Source organism: Agromyces sp. GXQ0307 (genome assembly GCF_044769845.1).
Classification (GTDB): Bacteria; Actinomycetota; Actinomycetes; order Actinomycetales; family Microbacteriaceae; genus Agromyces.
The window spans coordinates 820,170-834,840 of record NZ_JBIZVY010000001.1; the positions used below are offsets into that span (position 1 = coordinate 820,170).

17 protein-coding genes and 1 pseudogene are annotated in these 14,671 nt (G+C 72.7%); 11 read left to right on the plus strand and 7 right to left on the minus strand.

What is annotated here, in order from left to right; translation table 11 throughout:
* Positions 1-56: 56 nt before the first annotated feature.
* Both ACIQH8_RS03830 and ACIQH8_RS03835 read left to right on the plus strand, forming a co-directional pair.
* The gene (locus ACIQH8_RS03830; RefSeq protein ID WP_400994988.1) at positions 57-1,025 is read left to right on the plus strand and encodes an alpha/beta hydrolase; all 969 of its coding nucleotides are present in this window, start codon (positions 57-59) and stop codon (positions 1,023-1,025) included.
* Positions 1,022-1,969 (plus strand): alpha/beta fold hydrolase, encoded by a 948-nt coding sequence (locus ACIQH8_RS03835; RefSeq protein ID WP_400994991.1) that lies wholly within the window; start codon positions 1,022-1,024, stop codon positions 1,967-1,969. The genes ACIQH8_RS03830 and ACIQH8_RS03835 overlap by 4 nt, the downstream gene beginning before the upstream one ends.
* Positions 1,970-2,004: 35 nt before the next feature.
* Here the strand turns inward: ACIQH8_RS03835 and ACIQH8_RS03840 are convergent, their stop codons facing one another.
* Both ACIQH8_RS03840 and ACIQH8_RS03845 read right to left on the minus strand, forming a co-directional pair.
* Positions 2,005-2,751 carry a DUF4386 domain-containing protein gene (locus tag ACIQH8_RS03840; protein ID WP_400994994.1) on the minus strand — a complete coding sequence of 249 codons (747 nt, stop codon included), beginning with the start codon at positions 2,749-2,751 and terminating at the stop codon, positions 2,005-2,007.
* Between the two features lie 60 nt (positions 2,752-2,811).
* On the minus strand, positions 2,812-3,864 hold the full coding sequence (locus ACIQH8_RS03845; protein WP_400994996.1) for an NAD(P)-dependent alcohol dehydrogenase: 1,053 nt from the start codon (positions 3,862-3,864) through the stop codon (positions 2,812-2,814).
* Positions 3,865-3,967: 103 nt separating this feature from the next.
* On the opposite strand from ACIQH8_RS03845, the gene ACIQH8_RS03850 reads away from it, so the two are divergent.
* Positions 3,968-4,681, plus strand: a complete 714-nt coding sequence (locus tag ACIQH8_RS03850; protein ID WP_400994999.1) for a TetR/AcrR family transcriptional regulator — start codon at positions 3,968-3,970, stop codon at positions 4,679-4,681.
* A gap of 45 nt (positions 4,682-4,726) precedes the next feature.
* On the opposite strand, the gene ACIQH8_RS03855 is transcribed toward ACIQH8_RS03850, so the two are convergent.
* On the minus strand, positions 4,727-5,602 hold the full coding sequence (locus ACIQH8_RS03855; RefSeq protein WP_400995002.1) for an RNA polymerase sigma-70 factor: 876 nt from the start codon (positions 5,600-5,602) through the stop codon (positions 4,727-4,729).
* A gap of 296 nt (positions 5,603-5,898) precedes the next feature.
* Between ACIQH8_RS03855 and ACIQH8_RS03860 the strand changes: the two genes are divergently transcribed.
* From ACIQH8_RS03860 to ACIQH8_RS03880, 5 genes are all read left to right on the plus strand, one after another.
* Complete coding sequence (locus tag ACIQH8_RS03860) at positions 5,899-6,636, plus strand: alpha/beta fold hydrolase (RefSeq protein WP_400995004.1); 738 nt, start codon at positions 5,899-5,901, stop codon at positions 6,634-6,636.
* 171 nt (positions 6,637-6,807) lie between these two features.
* The gene (locus ACIQH8_RS03865; protein WP_400995006.1) at positions 6,808-7,689 is read left to right on the plus strand and encodes an RNA polymerase sigma-70 factor; all 882 of its coding nucleotides are present in this window, start codon (positions 6,808-6,810) and stop codon (positions 7,687-7,689) included.
* On the plus strand, positions 7,679-8,044 hold the full coding sequence (locus tag ACIQH8_RS03870) for a hypothetical protein (protein WP_400995008.1): 366 nt from the start codon (positions 7,679-7,681) through the stop codon (positions 8,042-8,044). Before ACIQH8_RS03865 ends, ACIQH8_RS03870 begins: the two co-directional genes overlap by 11 nt.
* A 171-nt stretch (positions 8,045-8,215) precedes the next feature.
* Entirely contained in the window at positions 8,216-8,977 is a 762-nt protein-coding gene (locus tag ACIQH8_RS03875; RefSeq protein ID WP_400995010.1) for an SDR family oxidoreductase, read from the plus strand.
* Between the two features lie 8 nt (positions 8,978-8,985).
* Positions 8,986-9,750 (plus strand): SDR family oxidoreductase, encoded by a 765-nt coding sequence (locus tag ACIQH8_RS03880; RefSeq protein WP_400995013.1) that lies wholly within the window; start codon positions 8,986-8,988, stop codon positions 9,748-9,750.
* Between the two features lie 44 nt (positions 9,751-9,794).
* On the opposite strand, the gene ACIQH8_RS03885 is transcribed toward ACIQH8_RS03880, so the two are convergent.
* Positions 9,795-10,112 carry an ArsR/SmtB family transcription factor gene (locus ACIQH8_RS03885; RefSeq protein WP_400995015.1) on the minus strand — a complete coding sequence of 106 codons (318 nt, stop codon included), beginning with the start codon at positions 10,110-10,112 and terminating at the stop codon, positions 9,795-9,797.
* Positions 10,109-10,636 carry an SRPBCC domain-containing protein gene (locus tag ACIQH8_RS03890; protein ID WP_400995018.1) on the minus strand — a complete coding sequence of 176 codons (528 nt, stop codon included), beginning with the start codon at positions 10,634-10,636 and terminating at the stop codon, positions 10,109-10,111. The genes ACIQH8_RS03885 and ACIQH8_RS03890 overlap by 4 nt, the downstream gene beginning before the upstream one ends.
* 284 nt (positions 10,637-10,920) lie before the next feature.
* Between ACIQH8_RS03890 and ACIQH8_RS03895 the strand changes: the two genes are divergently transcribed.
* The 3 genes from ACIQH8_RS03895 to ACIQH8_RS03905 all read left to right on the plus strand — a co-directional run bounded on the left by ACIQH8_RS03895 (position 10,921) and on the right by ACIQH8_RS03905 (position 13,132).
* On the plus strand, positions 10,921-11,229 hold the full coding sequence (locus ACIQH8_RS03895) for a hypothetical protein (protein ID WP_400995021.1): 309 nt from the start codon (positions 10,921-10,923) through the stop codon (positions 11,227-11,229).
* A 96-nt stretch (positions 11,230-11,325) separates the two neighbouring features.
* Positions 11,326-11,997 (plus strand): hypothetical protein, encoded by a 672-nt coding sequence (locus tag ACIQH8_RS03900; RefSeq protein ID WP_400995023.1) that lies wholly within the window; start codon positions 11,326-11,328, stop codon positions 11,995-11,997.
* Between the two features lie 193 nt (positions 11,998-12,190).
* The gene (locus ACIQH8_RS03905; protein WP_400995025.1) at positions 12,191-13,132 is read left to right on the plus strand and encodes a hypothetical protein; all 942 of its coding nucleotides are present in this window, start codon (positions 12,191-12,193) and stop codon (positions 13,130-13,132) included.
* A gap of 13 nt (positions 13,133-13,145) precedes the next feature.
* Here the strand turns inward: ACIQH8_RS03905 and ACIQH8_RS03910 are convergent, their stop codons facing one another.
* Together ACIQH8_RS03910 and ACIQH8_RS03915 are read right to left on the minus strand one after the other, a co-directional pair.
* Positions 13,146-13,655 carry an HNH endonuclease signature motif containing protein gene (locus ACIQH8_RS03910; protein ID WP_400995704.1) on the minus strand — a complete coding sequence of 170 codons (510 nt, stop codon included), beginning with the start codon at positions 13,653-13,655 and terminating at the stop codon, positions 13,146-13,148.
* A pseudogene (locus ACIQH8_RS03915) lies at positions 13,654-14,601 on the minus strand (DUF222 domain-containing protein); the annotation flags it as partial. The gene ACIQH8_RS03910 and the pseudogene ACIQH8_RS03915, both read right to left, overlap by 2 nt.
* Between the last annotated feature and the right edge of the window lie 70 nt (positions 14,602-14,671).

The following is a 14,671-nucleotide window of genomic DNA, read 5'->3' on the forward strand; positions in this document are numbered from 1 at the left end:
CCCGGAACCCGGTCCTCGTTGGTGACCCGACCACCACGCCAGGAAGGACCGGAACCATGACCGATCACGTGCTCGAACCCGCCGCCCAGGACGTCGCGGACGCGACATCCCACCCGCCGTTCCTCTACGAGCTCGGCACCGACGGCGCCCGAAAGGTGCTCGATGACATCCAGGCCGCGCCGATCGGGAAGGCCGACGTCGACGAGACGTGGATCACCGTGCCGGCCGAGGTCGGCGACGTGCGCGTGCGCATCGTGCGGCCCGTCGGCGCCGGGGGGTCGCTGCCCGTGGTGCTCTACATGCACGGCGGCGGCTGGGTGCTCGGCAACGCCGGCACGCACGACCGGCTCGTCCGCGAGCTCGCGACGGGCGCCGGCGCCGCGGTCGTGTTCGTCGAGTACGACCGTTCGCCCGAGGCCCGGTACCCGGTCGCGATCGAGCAGGGCTACGCGACCGCGCAGTGGATCACCGCGAGCGGCGCCGAGCACGGCCTCGACGCGTCGCGGCTCGTCGTCGCGGGCGACTCCGTCGGCGGCAACATGGCCGCCGCGCTCGCCATCATGGCCAAGCAACGCGGCGACGTCGCGTTCCGGCACCAGTCGCTCTACTACCCGGTGACGGATGCCGCGCAGGACACCGACAGCTACCGGGAGTTCGCCGACGGACCGTTCCTGCTCGCGAAGAGCATGGCCTGGTTCTGGGACGCGTACCTGCCCGACGCCGACCGCCGAGGCGAGATCACCGCATCGCCGCTGCGGGCGAGCCTCGACGACCTGGCGGGCCTCCCCGAGGCGTTCGTCGTCGTCGACGAGAACGACGTGCTGCGCGACGAGGGCGAGGCATACGCCCGCAAGCTCACGGCGGCGGGCGTCCGGACGACGAGCGTGCGGTACAACGCCGCCATCCACGACTTCATGATGCTGAACCCCGTGCGCGGCACCGCCGCGTCGACCGCCGCCGTCGAGCAGGCGATCCACGTGCTGCGCACGGCGCTCGGGACGGGCGAGTACGGGGCCCGGCCATGACCGCCCCGCTCCCCCGCCTCGAACCGCTGCGCCACGTGACGGCCGGAGTGCTGAACGTCACGTACCACGAGGCCGGCCCAGCGGACGGGACGCCCGTTCTCCTGCTGCACGGGTTCCCGTACGACATCCACAGCTACGTCGAGGTCGCACCGCGACTGGCGGAGGCGGGCTTCCGCGTGATCGTCCCGTATCTCCGCGGGCACGGCGGCACGCGCTTCCGCGAGCGCGTCACCCCGCGGAGCGGGCAGCAGGCCGCGCTCGGGCAGGACGTGATCGACCTGATGGATGCGCTCGGCATCGAGCGCGCCGTGCTCGCCGGGTACGACTGGGGCGGTCGCGCCGCGTGCGTCGCGGCCGCCCTGCATCCCGAACGCGTGATCGGACTCGTCTCGGTCAACGGGTACCTGATCCAGGACCTCCAAGCCGCGATGCATCCGCTGCCGCCGGAGCTCGAGGCCGGATTCTGGTACTTCTTCTACTTCCTCACCGAGCGCGGCCGACGGGGCCTCGCCGACGACCGGCGCGGCGTCGCCGAGGTCATCTGGCGACGCAACTCGCCCGAGTGGGCGTTCGGCGACGCCGAGCTCGATCGCACGGCGGCCGCGTTCGAGAACCCCGACTTCGTCGACGTCGTGATCCACTCGTACCGGCATCGATTGGACCACGTCGAGGGCGCGCCACAGTACCGGCAGGACGAGGCCCGCCTGGCGACCCAGCCGCCGATCACCGTGCCCGCGGTCACGCTCGACGGGCTGGCCGACGGCAACTTCCCGGCGACGGATGCCGCGGCATCCGCTCGGCACTTCACCGGGCGCCGGGTGCACCGGCACGTGCCGCACGCCGGGCACAACCTGCCGCGGGAGGCGCCGGAGGCGTTCGCGGCGGCCGTCGCCGAGGTGCTCGGGCTCGCCGAAGGGCGGCCGCCCGTCGGGGCGGCCGCCTGAGTCGGCAAGGCGTCGGCGGAGGCGTCGGCCCGCGATCACGCAGTCTCGGCCGCGACGCGCGGCCGGCGCCATCCGGTGACCAGCAGCCACGCGGTGAACGAGAGCTCGGCGACGACCGACGGGATCAGGACGACCATGAGCATGACGTCGGCGATCGCGGCGTAGTCGGCGACCAGGGTCACGGCCATCGTGTCGAGCCCGTAGGCGACACCGGCGACGATGAGCGTCCAGCCGAGCCAGACGGGCGCGATGCGCGAGGCGACGATCATCCGGCCGAGGAGCACGAGGTGCACGCCGAACGCGAAGAGGCCCACGAGCCACGCGTAGTCGAACGCCTCGAACATGAGCAGGCCCGCCTCGGGGCCCATCGTGCCGGTGCCGGGGCCCCCGGTGACCAGCTGCAGGCCGAGGAACATGAAGACCGCGGCGACGCCGAGCATCACGGTGTACACGAGACGGAACCAGGCCGCCAGCAGCGAGCGGTCGCGCCCAGCGGGCCGGAACAGCACGTACAGCGCCCACGCGATCGGCACGTCGATGAGGAACACGACGACGAACGCGGCGAGGCCGCCGCGGAAGAGCGACTCGGATGCCGCGACATCCGCCGCCGTCGCCGCGGCGTCGCCGGGATGGACGAGCGATTCGCGCACGACGAAGTTGGCGAAGATCGCGAGCACGAAGATGGCGACGTAGCCGAGGCCCGCGATGCGGGCGGCGCGCCGGCGAGCCTGTACGTCGTCGATCTCGGCCACGCCGGGCCGGGTGAGTTCGGTGGTGGGCATGGAGTCCTCCAGGTGGGATCGGATGGGTCGGATGGTCGGTCGGGTCGGCGGCTCGAGCACTCAGCGACCGACGCGGATGACGGCCTTGCCGGCGATGCTCCCGGCCACGAGGTCGCGCATCGCGCCGCGCACGTCGGCGAGCGGGTAGGTGCGGCCCACGGTCGCGGTGAGGTCGCCTTCGGCGAGCAGGTCGGCGAGCCGCCCGATGGCGTCCTGTTCGTGGCTCGAGATGAAGAAGGTGAGGCGCTTGCGGGTGAACAGCGAGCGCAGCGGGGCGCCGAGCTGACGCTGCAGGCCGCCCGTGAGTCGACCGCCGCCCTCGCCGCCGACGATGACGAGCGTGCCGGTCGGGGTGAGGATGCGCTGCAGGCGGCGAACGGGGAGCCGGCCGTTGATGTCGACGATGAGGTCGTAGCGCTCCGACCCCCTCGAGACGTCGGTCGTGCGGTAGTCGATGACGCGGACGGCGCCGAGCGAGCGGACGTGCTCGGCCTTGGCGGCGCTCGCGACGCCGGTCACCTCGGCACCCGCACGCGTCGCGAGCTGCACGGCGTACCCGCCGACACCGCCGGAGGCGCCGATCACGAGCACGCGCTGCCCGGCGGCGACCCGACCGCTGCCGTGGACCGCCTGGTGGGCCGTGAGCCCCGAGACCGGGACCACGGCGGCCTCGTCGAACGAGACCGACCGCGGCTTGCGGGCGAGGGTGGATGCCTCGGCGACCGCGTACTCGGCGAAGCTGCCGTCGGCGATGCCGAACACCTCGTCGCCGACCGCGAACCGGTCGACGCCCTCGCCGACGGCGACGACGACGCCCGCGACGTCGAACCCGGGCACGGGCTGCGTGGGCCGGCGAAGGCCGAACATGAGGCGCGTGAGGTAGGGCAGCCCGGTCATGAGGTGCCACGTGCCGCGGTCGAGACCCGCGGCGCGGACCTCGAGGAGCACCTGGCCGGCGGCGGGGCGCGGCACATCGATGCGATCGAGGTCGAGCACCTCGACGTCGCCGTACGCGCGCTGGACGACGGCGGTCATCGTCGCGGGTGCGACGTGGTCGGCCCCGGTGGCGTCGGTGCGCGTCGTCGTGGTCGTGGTCGCGGTCTGAGCCTGCATGTCCTTCTCCTCGATTGCTGATTCGTACTTAGTACGACAGGATGTGCGACACGGTACTCGTACTTAGTACGATGAGTCAATACCGAATGATGGAATGGATGCCATGACCGACCCCACGACGGCCGAACGAACCCACGTCCGCGGCTCGCTGAGCCGCGAGCGGGTGCTGCACGGCGCCCTCGAGTTCGCCGACCGCGAGGGCATCGAGCCGCTCACCATCCGACGGCTCGCCGACCACCTCGGCGTCAAGCCGATGACGATCTACCACTACGTCGCCAACAAGGAGGCGATCATCGACGGCATGATCGACCTGGTGTTCGACGAGATCGAACGGCCGTCGGCCGACGATCCCTGGCGCGAGGGCATCCGTCGACGCTCGGCGTCGCTGCGCACCGTCCTCCGGCGGCATCCGTGGGCGACGCCGCTCATGGAATCGCGGACGAGCCCCGGGGCGGGCACGCTCGGACACCACGACGCGGTGCTCGCGTGCTGGTACCGGTCCGGACTCCCGCCGGAGCTGATCGCCCACGGTCTCGCCGTCGTCGATGCGTTCGTCTACGGGTTCGCCCTCCAGGAGGCGGCGCTGCCGTTCGGCGACCATCAGGGCGACCTCACGGACGCCGCCGAGCAGATCATCGTCCCCATCCCGGCCGGCGACCACCCGCACCTCGTCCGCTTCACCCAGGAGTACGTGCTGCAGCCCGGCTACGACTTCGGCCGATCCTTCGACTTCGGTCTCGACCTCATCCTCGACGGGATCGAGACGACGGCGGAGCGGGCAGGGGACGCATCGACCGCGGGCGGGACTCCCGGCTGACCATCGCTGCGTCCGGCAGGGCGCCGTCCGCTCTGCGCCTCCGCATCAGGCGTTCGCGGGCAGCACTCCGCCGAGCTTGCCGGGATTCACCATCCAGAACAGGCGGTCGACGCCGTCGACGGTCGCGTCGACGGCGAACATCGCGAAGGGCGATCCGTTCGCCACGAGCAGCAGGGCGGGCTCGCCGTTGGCCTCGATGCGCCGGATGTCGATCCCGGTCCAGAACCACTCCGATACGGCGCGAACGAACTTCGCCACGCGTTCGCGCCCGACGAGCGGGAATCGCGCGGCCTGCGCGAGACCGCCCCCGTCGGAGTAGCTCACGATGTCGTCGGTGAACAGCGACTCGAGCCGCGACAGGTCCCCCGACTGGGCGGCATGCAGGAATTCGTCGAGCAGTCGTCGTCGATCGGGCGCTGCGACCGGCGCGTGGCGGCCGTCGACGAGGTGCTTGCGCGCGCGACTCACGAGCTGGCGCGCCGAGGCCTCGCTGGAATGGATGACCTCGGCGATCTGCCGGTACGGGTACGCGAACGCCTCGCGCAGCACGTACGCCGCCCGCTCGGTCGGCGTCAGCCGCTCGAGGAGCACGAGCACCGCGAAGCCGAGCGACTCGTCCTGCTCGACCACGAGCTCGGGGTTCGCGCCCGTGTCGATCGGCTCGGGCAGCCACGGGCCGACGTACGCCTCGCGGCGCACGCGCGCGGACTGCAGCGCGTTGATCGCGAGACGCGTGATCGTCGTCGCGAGGAATGCCGCCGGCTCGCGCACCGCGCCCCGGTCGGTCTGCTGCCACCGCAGCCAGGTCTCCTGCACGAGGTCCTCGGCGTCGGCGACCGAGCCCATCATGCGATAGGCGATGCCGAAGAGTCGCGGCCTCAGCTCGCCGAAGGTGGCGACCGCCTCGTCGAGGTCGGGCACAGCGCGCCACTCTCCCCTCGGCCGGCGGACTTCCGAGAGATCGACCTTCGTCGTCGCGTGTGTGCGCATGACTCCCCCATCATCACGCGCGCACGAGTCGTCGTCGAGTGCGAATCGCGACTCGAGCGCGTCGCCATCTGCGACCGGACGGCGCGCGCGGATGTGACGGGGATCGGGACATCCGGCTCGGTCGACGGCGACGCGTCACAGCCGACCGGTCCGCCCGGTCCGAGCTTGCGACACCCGGCGCCCTGCCGTGCGGGTGCCGTCGCATCCACCACCGAAGGGAACCCACCATGTCGAACCAGAAGCCGACCGTCGTGCTCGTGCACGGCGCCTTCGCCGAATCCGCCAGCTGGAACGGCGTCATCGAGCGCCTCCACGCCGAGGGCATCACCTCGGTCGCCGCCGCCAATCCGCTCCGCAGCCTCGCGGGCGACGCCGCGGCCGTGCGAGACGTCATCGCCTCGATCGACGGGCCCGTCGTGCTCGTCGGCCACTCCTACGGCGGGCTCGTGATCAGCGAGGCATCCGCGGCCAACGAGCAGGTCGCCGCGCTCGTCTACGTGTGCGCATTCGTCCCCGAGACCGGTGACAGCGCCTTCGCCCTCTCCACGAGCGAGCCGGGCAGCACCCTCGGCGAGGCGCTCGACGCCCACCCGATCTCGACGGGCGGGATCGAGTTCACGATCCGTCGCGACGTCTTCCGGGAGCAGTTCGCCGCCGACGTCGACCCGACGACCGCCGGGCTCATGGGCGCGACCCAGCGGCCCGTGACCCAGGCCGCCCTGCAGGAGCCGGTCGCCGCCGCCGTTCCCGGCTGGAAGGACCGACCCTCCTGGCACGTGTTCTCGAGCGAGGACCGCAACATCCCGGTCGCCGTGCACCGGGCGGGGGCCGAGCGCGCGGGCTCGCGCGGCACCCGCGAGATCGAAGGCGCGTCGCACGCGCTCAGCGTGTCGCAGCCCGGTGCCGTCGCGGAGATCGTGCTCGAGGCCGTGCGTGCGGTGAGCGACGCTCGCGCGGCAGCCTGACGGGCGGTCGCGGCATCCGCTCTACTTCGTGGGGGCGGATGCCGCGGCTCGCCGCGAGAGATCGGACGGGCCGTCGGTGTCACATCCCGGCGGCCCGTCCGGTCGTAGCTGGGAGGACCACCCGTCCCGGGCCCCGGTTCGGACCCGTCCGCCGCGCGAGAGGATCACCGTATGCACGACGACTCGATCGAGGGAGCGCTCACCGCGTTCGGCGCCGTGCGCGGACGCCTCTTCGGCATCGCGTACCGGATGCTCGGCAGCGCGTCGGAGGCGGAGGACATCGTGCAGGAGGCGTGGCTGCGATGGCAGGGCACCGACCGGTCGGTCGTCGACGACCCGCCCGCGTTCCTCGCGACGACGACGACGCGCCTCGCGATCAACGCGCTGCAGTCGGCGCGCGCGCGCCGCGAGACCTACGTCGGCCCGTGGCTGCCGGAACCCGTCGACACGAGCGCCGATCCGACGCTCGGCGCCGAGCGCGCCGAGGCACTCGGGTTCGCGGTGCTCGTCATGCTCGAACGCCTGACGCCGACCGAGCGCGCCGCGTACGTGCTGCGCGAGGCATTCGCCTACTCGTACCAGCAGATCTGCGCGATCGTCCAGGTCTCCGAGGCCGGCGCCCGCCAGCTCGTGAGCCGCGCGCGCAAGCACCTCGTCGGCGCGCGCCGGCGCGACGTGACGGCCGCCGAGCAGCGGCGCCTGCTGACCGCCTTCGTCAGTGCGGCACGGACGGGCGACCTCGACGGGCTGGAACGCCTGTTCGCCGAGGACGTCGTGTCGTACTCGGACGGCGGCGGGGTCGTGCGCGCCTCGAGGATCCCGGTGCGCAGCCGGGAGACGGTCGCGAAGTACGTGCGAGCGTTCCACACGCACTTCTGGGAGGGCGTCGAGACCATCCAGGCCGACGTGAACGGCGAGCCGTCGGTCCTGCTCCGGAGGGACGGCGAGACGTTCGCCGTGCTCACGGTCGTCGCCTCGGCGGGCGCGATCGACCAGATCCTCTGGATGATGAACCCGCACAAGCTCGGCGCAGTGACCTCCCGTGCAGCGTGACGAGATCTCCTCGGCCCTGGTCGCAGCGCTCCGCGCCGGGGACGATGTCGCACTCGCGCGCCTGCTCGACGTCGAGGCGAGGCTGACCGTCGACACCGGGGACCGTGGCGGCGGGTCCGTGCGGGGCCGCGCCCGAGTCATCCGCACCCTCGAACGACTGCTCGTCGATCGCGACGACGCCGCACTCGAGGCGGCGCAGGTGAACGGATGTCCCGGCCTCGCGCTGCGACGCGACGACGGCACCGTGATCAGCGTGCTCGCACTGGAGGTCGACGCCCTCGGAGCGGTCGCGGAGCTGTGGCTCCAGGCGGCGCCGACGAAGCTCGCGAACTGGAACCGGCGCTGCGGCCCCTAGTCCGCGTCGGCCACGTCGGCCGCGTCGGCCACGTCGGCCGCGTCGGCCGCGTCGGCCGCGTCGGCCGCGTCGGCCGCGCTCGCATCGCCATGTCACAGATCGCGTGCCCGCTCGGTCGGAGTTCATGACGGCAGCGGATCCCCCGCGGCCCCGACGGAAGGCACCCCACCCATGAAGATCGTCGTCATCGGAGGCACCGGCCTCATCGGATCCCGAGTCGTCTCGGCGCTCGCCGAGCACGGCCATGAGGCGGTCGCCGCCTCGCCGAACTCGGGCGTGAACACGCTCACCGGCGAGGGCGTCGCCGACGCACTCGCGGGTGCCGACGTCGTGGTCGACGTCTCGAACTCGCCGTCGTTCGCCGACGACGACGTGATGGCGTTCTTCACGACCTCGACCCGGACCCTGCTCGACACGGAGCGCGCCGCCGGCGTCGGCCACCACGTCGCCCTCTCGATCGTGGGCGCCGAGCTGCTGCCCGACAGCGGGTACCTGCGCGCGAAGGTCGCGCAGGAGCGGCTCATCGCCGACTCCGGGCAGCCGTACACGATCGTGCGTGCGACGCAGTTCTACGAGTTCGCCGTCCGGATCGCCGACGAGGCGACCGCCGACGGCGTCGCGCGGGTGTCGACGGGCTTCATGCAGCCGATCGCGGCAGCGGATGTCTCGGCCGCCGTCGCCCGCGCCGCCGCGTCCGCACCGCGGAACGGCACGCTCGAGATCGGCGGACCGGAGAAGCTGCCGATGGCCGAGTTCATCCGGCGCGGCCTGGCAGCCCACGGGGACTCGCGCGAGGTCGTCGCCTCGCCGGACTCCCCGTACTTCGGGACCCTGCTGCACGGCGACGAGCTCACGCCCGGGCCCGGCGCCGAGCTCTCGACGACGTCGTTCGACGAGTGGGCTGCGGCGCAGCCCGCCGTGCCGGCGAGGTAGGGGCCGACATGCGCGTCGCGGTCATCGGCGGGACCGGACTCATCGGCACCCGCCTCGTCGGCCGACTCGTCGACGCCGGCCACTCGGTCGTCGCCGCGTCGCGCGCGACCGGCGTCGACTCGTACACCGGCGAGGGCCTGGAGCGCGCCCTCGCCGGAGCGGACGCGCTCGTCGACGTCTCGAACTCCGGGTACGTCGACGAGCGCGGGGCGAACGAGTTCTTCTACGCCAGCACGCTGAACCTGCTGACGTACGGCGCCGCGGCGGGTGTGCGTCATCACGTCGCGCTGTCGGTCGTCGGCACCGATCGCCTCGCCCGCACGGAGGGCGGCTACTTCGCGGCGAAGGCCGCGCAGGAGCAGCTGATCCGTCGCTCGGGCAGGCCGTACACGATCGTGCACTCCACGCAGTTCTTCGAGTTCCTCGCGACCATCGCCGACTCCGCCACGCGCGGCGGCGCGGTCCGGCTCGCCGACGCGAGCGTGCAACCGATCGCGGCGGACGACGTGGCCGAGGTGCTGGCGGCGACCGCCACCGGGGCTCCGATGCTCGGGACGATCGAGGTCGCGGGGCCCGAGCGATTCCACCTCGGCGAGCTCGTGCGGCGTCACCTGATGCGACGGGGTGATCCCCGTCGTGTGGTCGACGACCCGCTCGCCCGGTACTTCGGTACCGAGCTCGACGAGGACGAGCTCCTTCCCGGGCCCGACGCGCAGATCGCCGGCACCCGGTACGAGGACTGGCTCGCTCGACCCGCCGTCCGCGTCGCCTGACGCCACCCCGCACGGCGGCCTCGGCGATCACAACCCCTCGGCGATCACAGCCCCTCGGCGATCTCCTTGATCGCGGCGAGCCGGCGGTCCCACTCGGCGCCGATGGCCTCGAGCCGGCGGGCGGTCTCGCCGAGTTGGGCGCCGAGCACCCGGAAGCGCACCTCGCGCCCGACGCGGATCGGCTCGACGAGGCCGACCTCCTGGAGCACCGAGAGGTGCTTGGCGATCGCCTGGCGGGTCACGGGCAGGCGCCCGGCGAGGGCCGACGCGGATGCGTCGTCCTCGCCGAGTGCCGCCAGGATGCTCCACCGGGTCTCGTCGCCGAGTGCGGCGAACACCGGGACCAGCGCCGTCGTCGTCACGCGGCGCCCTCGCGGGCGCTGCCGAGCGCGTCGCCGTCGAACAGCGCGACGAGCTTGTCGAGCTCGGACACCCAGCCCTCGCCGTGCGCCCGCAGGTTCGCGGCCGGGTCGGACGTCAACTCGAACCCGGTTTCGACGACGGTGAGCTCGGTGGCGCCCTCCGCCCCGTCGGCGACCGTGCCGGCGGCCACCGGCACCAGCGTGAAGGTGAACACCGTGGAGGTCGCCTCGTCGACCCGGTCGGGCAGGTGCCCGAGGGCGTCGTCGTTGCCCCAGCGGTACGTGATCGAGCGCGGGGCGTCCATCGCCTCGACGCGGATGGGCACGTCGCCGTACCCTTCGAACGTCATCGTGCCCTCGGCGCCGACGCCGGTGCCCTCGAGCACGGTGCGGCCGAACCAGCGGGAGATGTGCTCGGGTTCGGTGACGGCGGCCCACACCTTCTCGATGGATGCGGCGATGCGGATGGTGCGTCGAACGGTGAACGTGCCCTCGTCGACGACGGAGGGCGGGTTGTCGGTCATGTTCCCCATGATGGTTCCTTTCGAATCGACATGCAACTCTAGAGTTGCATACCCGTGGAGCTTGCGCAACCACACGGTTGCAATTCGGTCCGACTCTCGCACGAACTCAGTGCTGCGCACGGATGCCGCCGCGCCCTCGCCGGGCGTACCTTCGCGTCATGAACGCAACAGCACCGCACTCGGAAGCACCCGACGCTCTCCCGTCGAGCGCCGACGCACCACCGGCGCAGGCCGCCCCGCGAATCGGATGGTTCGGCAGGGCCCCGCTGTGGGCTCGGATCGCCGTGCCCACAGCGATCGTCGTCGGCGGCGCGGCGATCGTGGCCGGCGCCGTCGCCGCCGGCACATCGGGACCCGCCGACGCCGACGACCTGTGCCGAGACGCCGCGACGAGCCGACTCGAGCAGCGCGGTCACACCGACGTCGAGCTCGCGAGGTCGCTCCAGCAGGTCGAGGCGGATGGGGCGCAGCGCGTGTCGGGCACCGTGACGTTCGTCGACGGGGCCGGCGCGACGCACCACGCGGAGCTTCGCTGCGTCATCCGCGTCGACGGCGATCGGTCGACCGTCACGAGCGTGCGCTTCTTCGACTGACGCGCACTCCGGATCCGGACCCATCCGGAACCATGTCCGCTCCGAACCCCGTGCACCGGCGCCGACCCGACGCCCCACGGTACGAGGGAGTACGACATGAGGAACGCACCACGCATCATCGCGGCCACGGCGGCGAGCTTCGCCCTGGCGCTCGGCGGCGCGACCGCCGCCTGGGCCGGGCACGACGGCAACCCGTCCGACCGGGTCGCGAGCTACAGCTACCGCCTCGACTCGGTCCAACCTTCCGCCGTCCCGGCCAGCCGGGCGAGCGGCACCACCCGGGTGAAGGCCCTGCCGAACGGCAAGCTCCAGGTCACCGTCGAAGCCTGGGGGCTCTCGCCGAACCTGCCGCACGCCATGCACCTGCACGGCGTGCCGGGTGACGCAAGCGACATGGCCTGCCCCGGTCCCGCCGCAGCCGGAGCCGACGGCGTCGTCACGGTCCTCGACGGCGCCCCGTTCTACGGCGGCATCCTGACCTCGCTGACCTCGACGGGCGACGTCTCGCCCGCGAGCGCGCTCGCGCTCGACCGGTTCGCGATGGCCGACGCGAACGGCTACCTGTACTACCAGCGCACGTTCGCCGACGTGCCCGGGTACACCGACGCCGGGACCGTGCAGGTCGTCGTGCACGGCATCGACTTCGACGGCAACGGCATGTACGCCTTCAACGAGGCCGATCCCTTCTCGAGCCGCTCGTCGTCGCTCGGCGCGGGCATCCCGCTCGAGGCGACGGTGCCGGTGCTCTGCGGCGGCATCGCGAACTGAGTCGCGTCGCCGCACGCGCGGATTCAAGACCACGGATGCCGCGGGGAGGGGGATCCCCGCGGCATCCGTCTGCGCAACCCGGCCGCAGCCGGTCGTCGGTACGACCGGACCGTCGGATCGACCGCAAGGCCCTATCGGTCCGACGGCATCCTTGCCAGACTGCACGCGAGCCCACCAGGCAGGGAGGCCGCCGATGCCGCGACGCGTCACCACCCGGAACTTCACGCGGGCCGAGTCGGCTCACCGGTTCGCCGCGCAGGCGCGTCGGACGCCGGTGAACCGCTTCCACCACGAGCGCGAACCGCTCGGGAACCGGTCGGCGATCCGCCCGGACCCCGATGTGCTCCATTCGCACGCCGTCGTGGACGTGAGCGAACGCGCGACGGTGTCGCTCGCGCCCTCCGACGAGTACCAGGCCGACGTGCTCGTCGACGAGGCGCATCGCGTCCTCGCCGTCGTCGGACCCGGCGACTCCGTGACCGTCGCGAACCGCGATCTCACCCGCGGTACGCATCTGTACGTGCTGGGGCGCACGGGCGTCGAGGGCGGCCTCGACCGGGCCCGCGAGCTGCAGGACCTCAGGCGGATCAGCGCGTCCACGTCGCATCCGTACCGCGGGAGGGTGTACGACGAGTCGTCGCGCCGCTCGGTCGCCGCGAGCCTCGCCCGTCGGGTCGAGGACGTCGACCTGACGCGCGCGTTCGGCGCGAAGCGCGAGACGGACCGGGATGCCCACCTGGTCGGCACGGCGATCGGCTGGGGCAGCCTGCCGGCCGAGCACGGGGTCTACTTCGAGGCGTCGGCGACGAGCAGCGGGTGCGAGATCTGGACGTTCGAGCCTCCGCCAGTCGATCCCGCCGGCGGCTCCTATTCGGTGCTGAAGTTCGACGACGCGGGTCACCTCGATCCGATCGTCGGCGGATACCCCGGCAGCGAGCTGGTCCGGAACGGCGACGGCAGCATCAGCATCCGGTTCGGCGGTCCGTCGTGTGCGGCGCAGCCCAACGTGATCCCGGCCGCCCCGGGCGAGCGCTTCCGCTACGCCATGCGGATCCGGCGACCGCTGAGCGTCGACCGGGCCCGCGCCTACGTCGCGGCGCTGCGCGCGCAACGGCTGGAGACCGTGCCGGGCTGACGGCGGAATCAGTTCACGCGGCCGCCAGCGCGCCGTGCAGCCATGGCGGCTCGGCGTCGTCGTCGCCATCGGCGAGGCTGCACGGTGGTCCGGCGGACTCAGGCGGCGGTGCGGCACGTTCGGATCGGTCGCGCACCCCCGCGACGGGCAGCGCACCTGCCCGCGAACTTCGCGGGACCGGATCGAACGGCACTTCGGGATAGGTGCGAAGCACGTGCCCGCCGGGTGAGGTCCAGCAGATGACGCCTCGGGGCTCGTGGGCCATGCGCCATCCGCTCTCGTGCTTGAGGCGGTGGTGCCCCCGGCAGAGGTGGGCGAGGTTGTCGGCATCGGTGCCGCCGCCATGCGCCCACGCGGTCGTGTGGTCGATATCGGAACGGACGGCACGGCGCGAGCACCCGGGGAAGCGGCACCGTCCGTCGCGCACGCGCAGGTACCCGGCGAGATCGGCGCCGACGCGGTACGACGTGCGGCCGTACGACAACGCGGCGCGGGTCTCGGGATCGACCAGCAGGCGGCGCACACTCGGCGCGGGCGGCGACGATGCGCGCGGTGTCGGCGTCGATCGGCCCGTACCCGTCGAGCTCGGCCGGCTCGTCGGTCACGCCCAGCAGGCTGAGGACGGGCACGGTCACCGTCACGCGCTGCGCGATGCGGCGCGTCGCAGGTGCCGCATCGCCCTCGTCGAGGATGCCCGACATGAGCAGGTCGGCGGCGAGGTCGACGCAGCGTTGAGGGGGCGTGCGCGTGTCGTGACATGCACCCTCGCGCGGATCGGCCTGCGACGCGCGAGCGCGGGCGACGGATGCCGCCGCGAGCGAGTCGAGCCGGTCGACGATCGCGACCGCGCGTTCGGCCTCCATGAAGAGGCTGAGCCAGGCCATGCCGTCGGTCGCCGGATCGAGGTGGATGCGCCGCTCGTCGGCCGCGCGACGACGACGCGTCGCGAGCGACTCCGGATGCAGCCGCTCGCGCAGCCGGCGAACCCGCTGCCGGAAGGCACCGCTCGTCCGGTGCCCGGCGTCGTCGAGCGCACGCTGCTCGAGCTCATCAGCCGAGGCGACCGGCAGGTCGCTCGTCAGTTCGAGCATCGACCGCACATGCGGCACGCCGACCGACCCCGCGGCGAGCGCGGCGAGCGTGGCGGATCGGGGCCCGGCGAGCCGGCCGGCATCCGCCGCGAGTCGACCGGCGGTCGAACCGGGTGCCACGAGCACGGCCGCGAGCTCGGCGACGAACGACCGCGTCGCCATCTCGCGTTCGGCCGACCCGCTCGAGTCGGTCACGCCCTCGACCTCGGCGTGAAGCCGCCGGGCCACCTCGACCGCGCGATACTGCTGCGCCTGCGCCCACCGGATCATGCGCTCGAGCGCGGCGATGTCGGCGAGCGCGTCGGCGATCGGGTCGGCGACGAGTGCGCCATCGGCGGCCGCGATGCCCTCGAGCGCGGCGGTCGGATGCGGCGTCATGCGATCAGTCAACCAGCACCCACCGACATCCGAGTTCGTGGAGAATACCCGACCGGAGCCGATTTCCGAA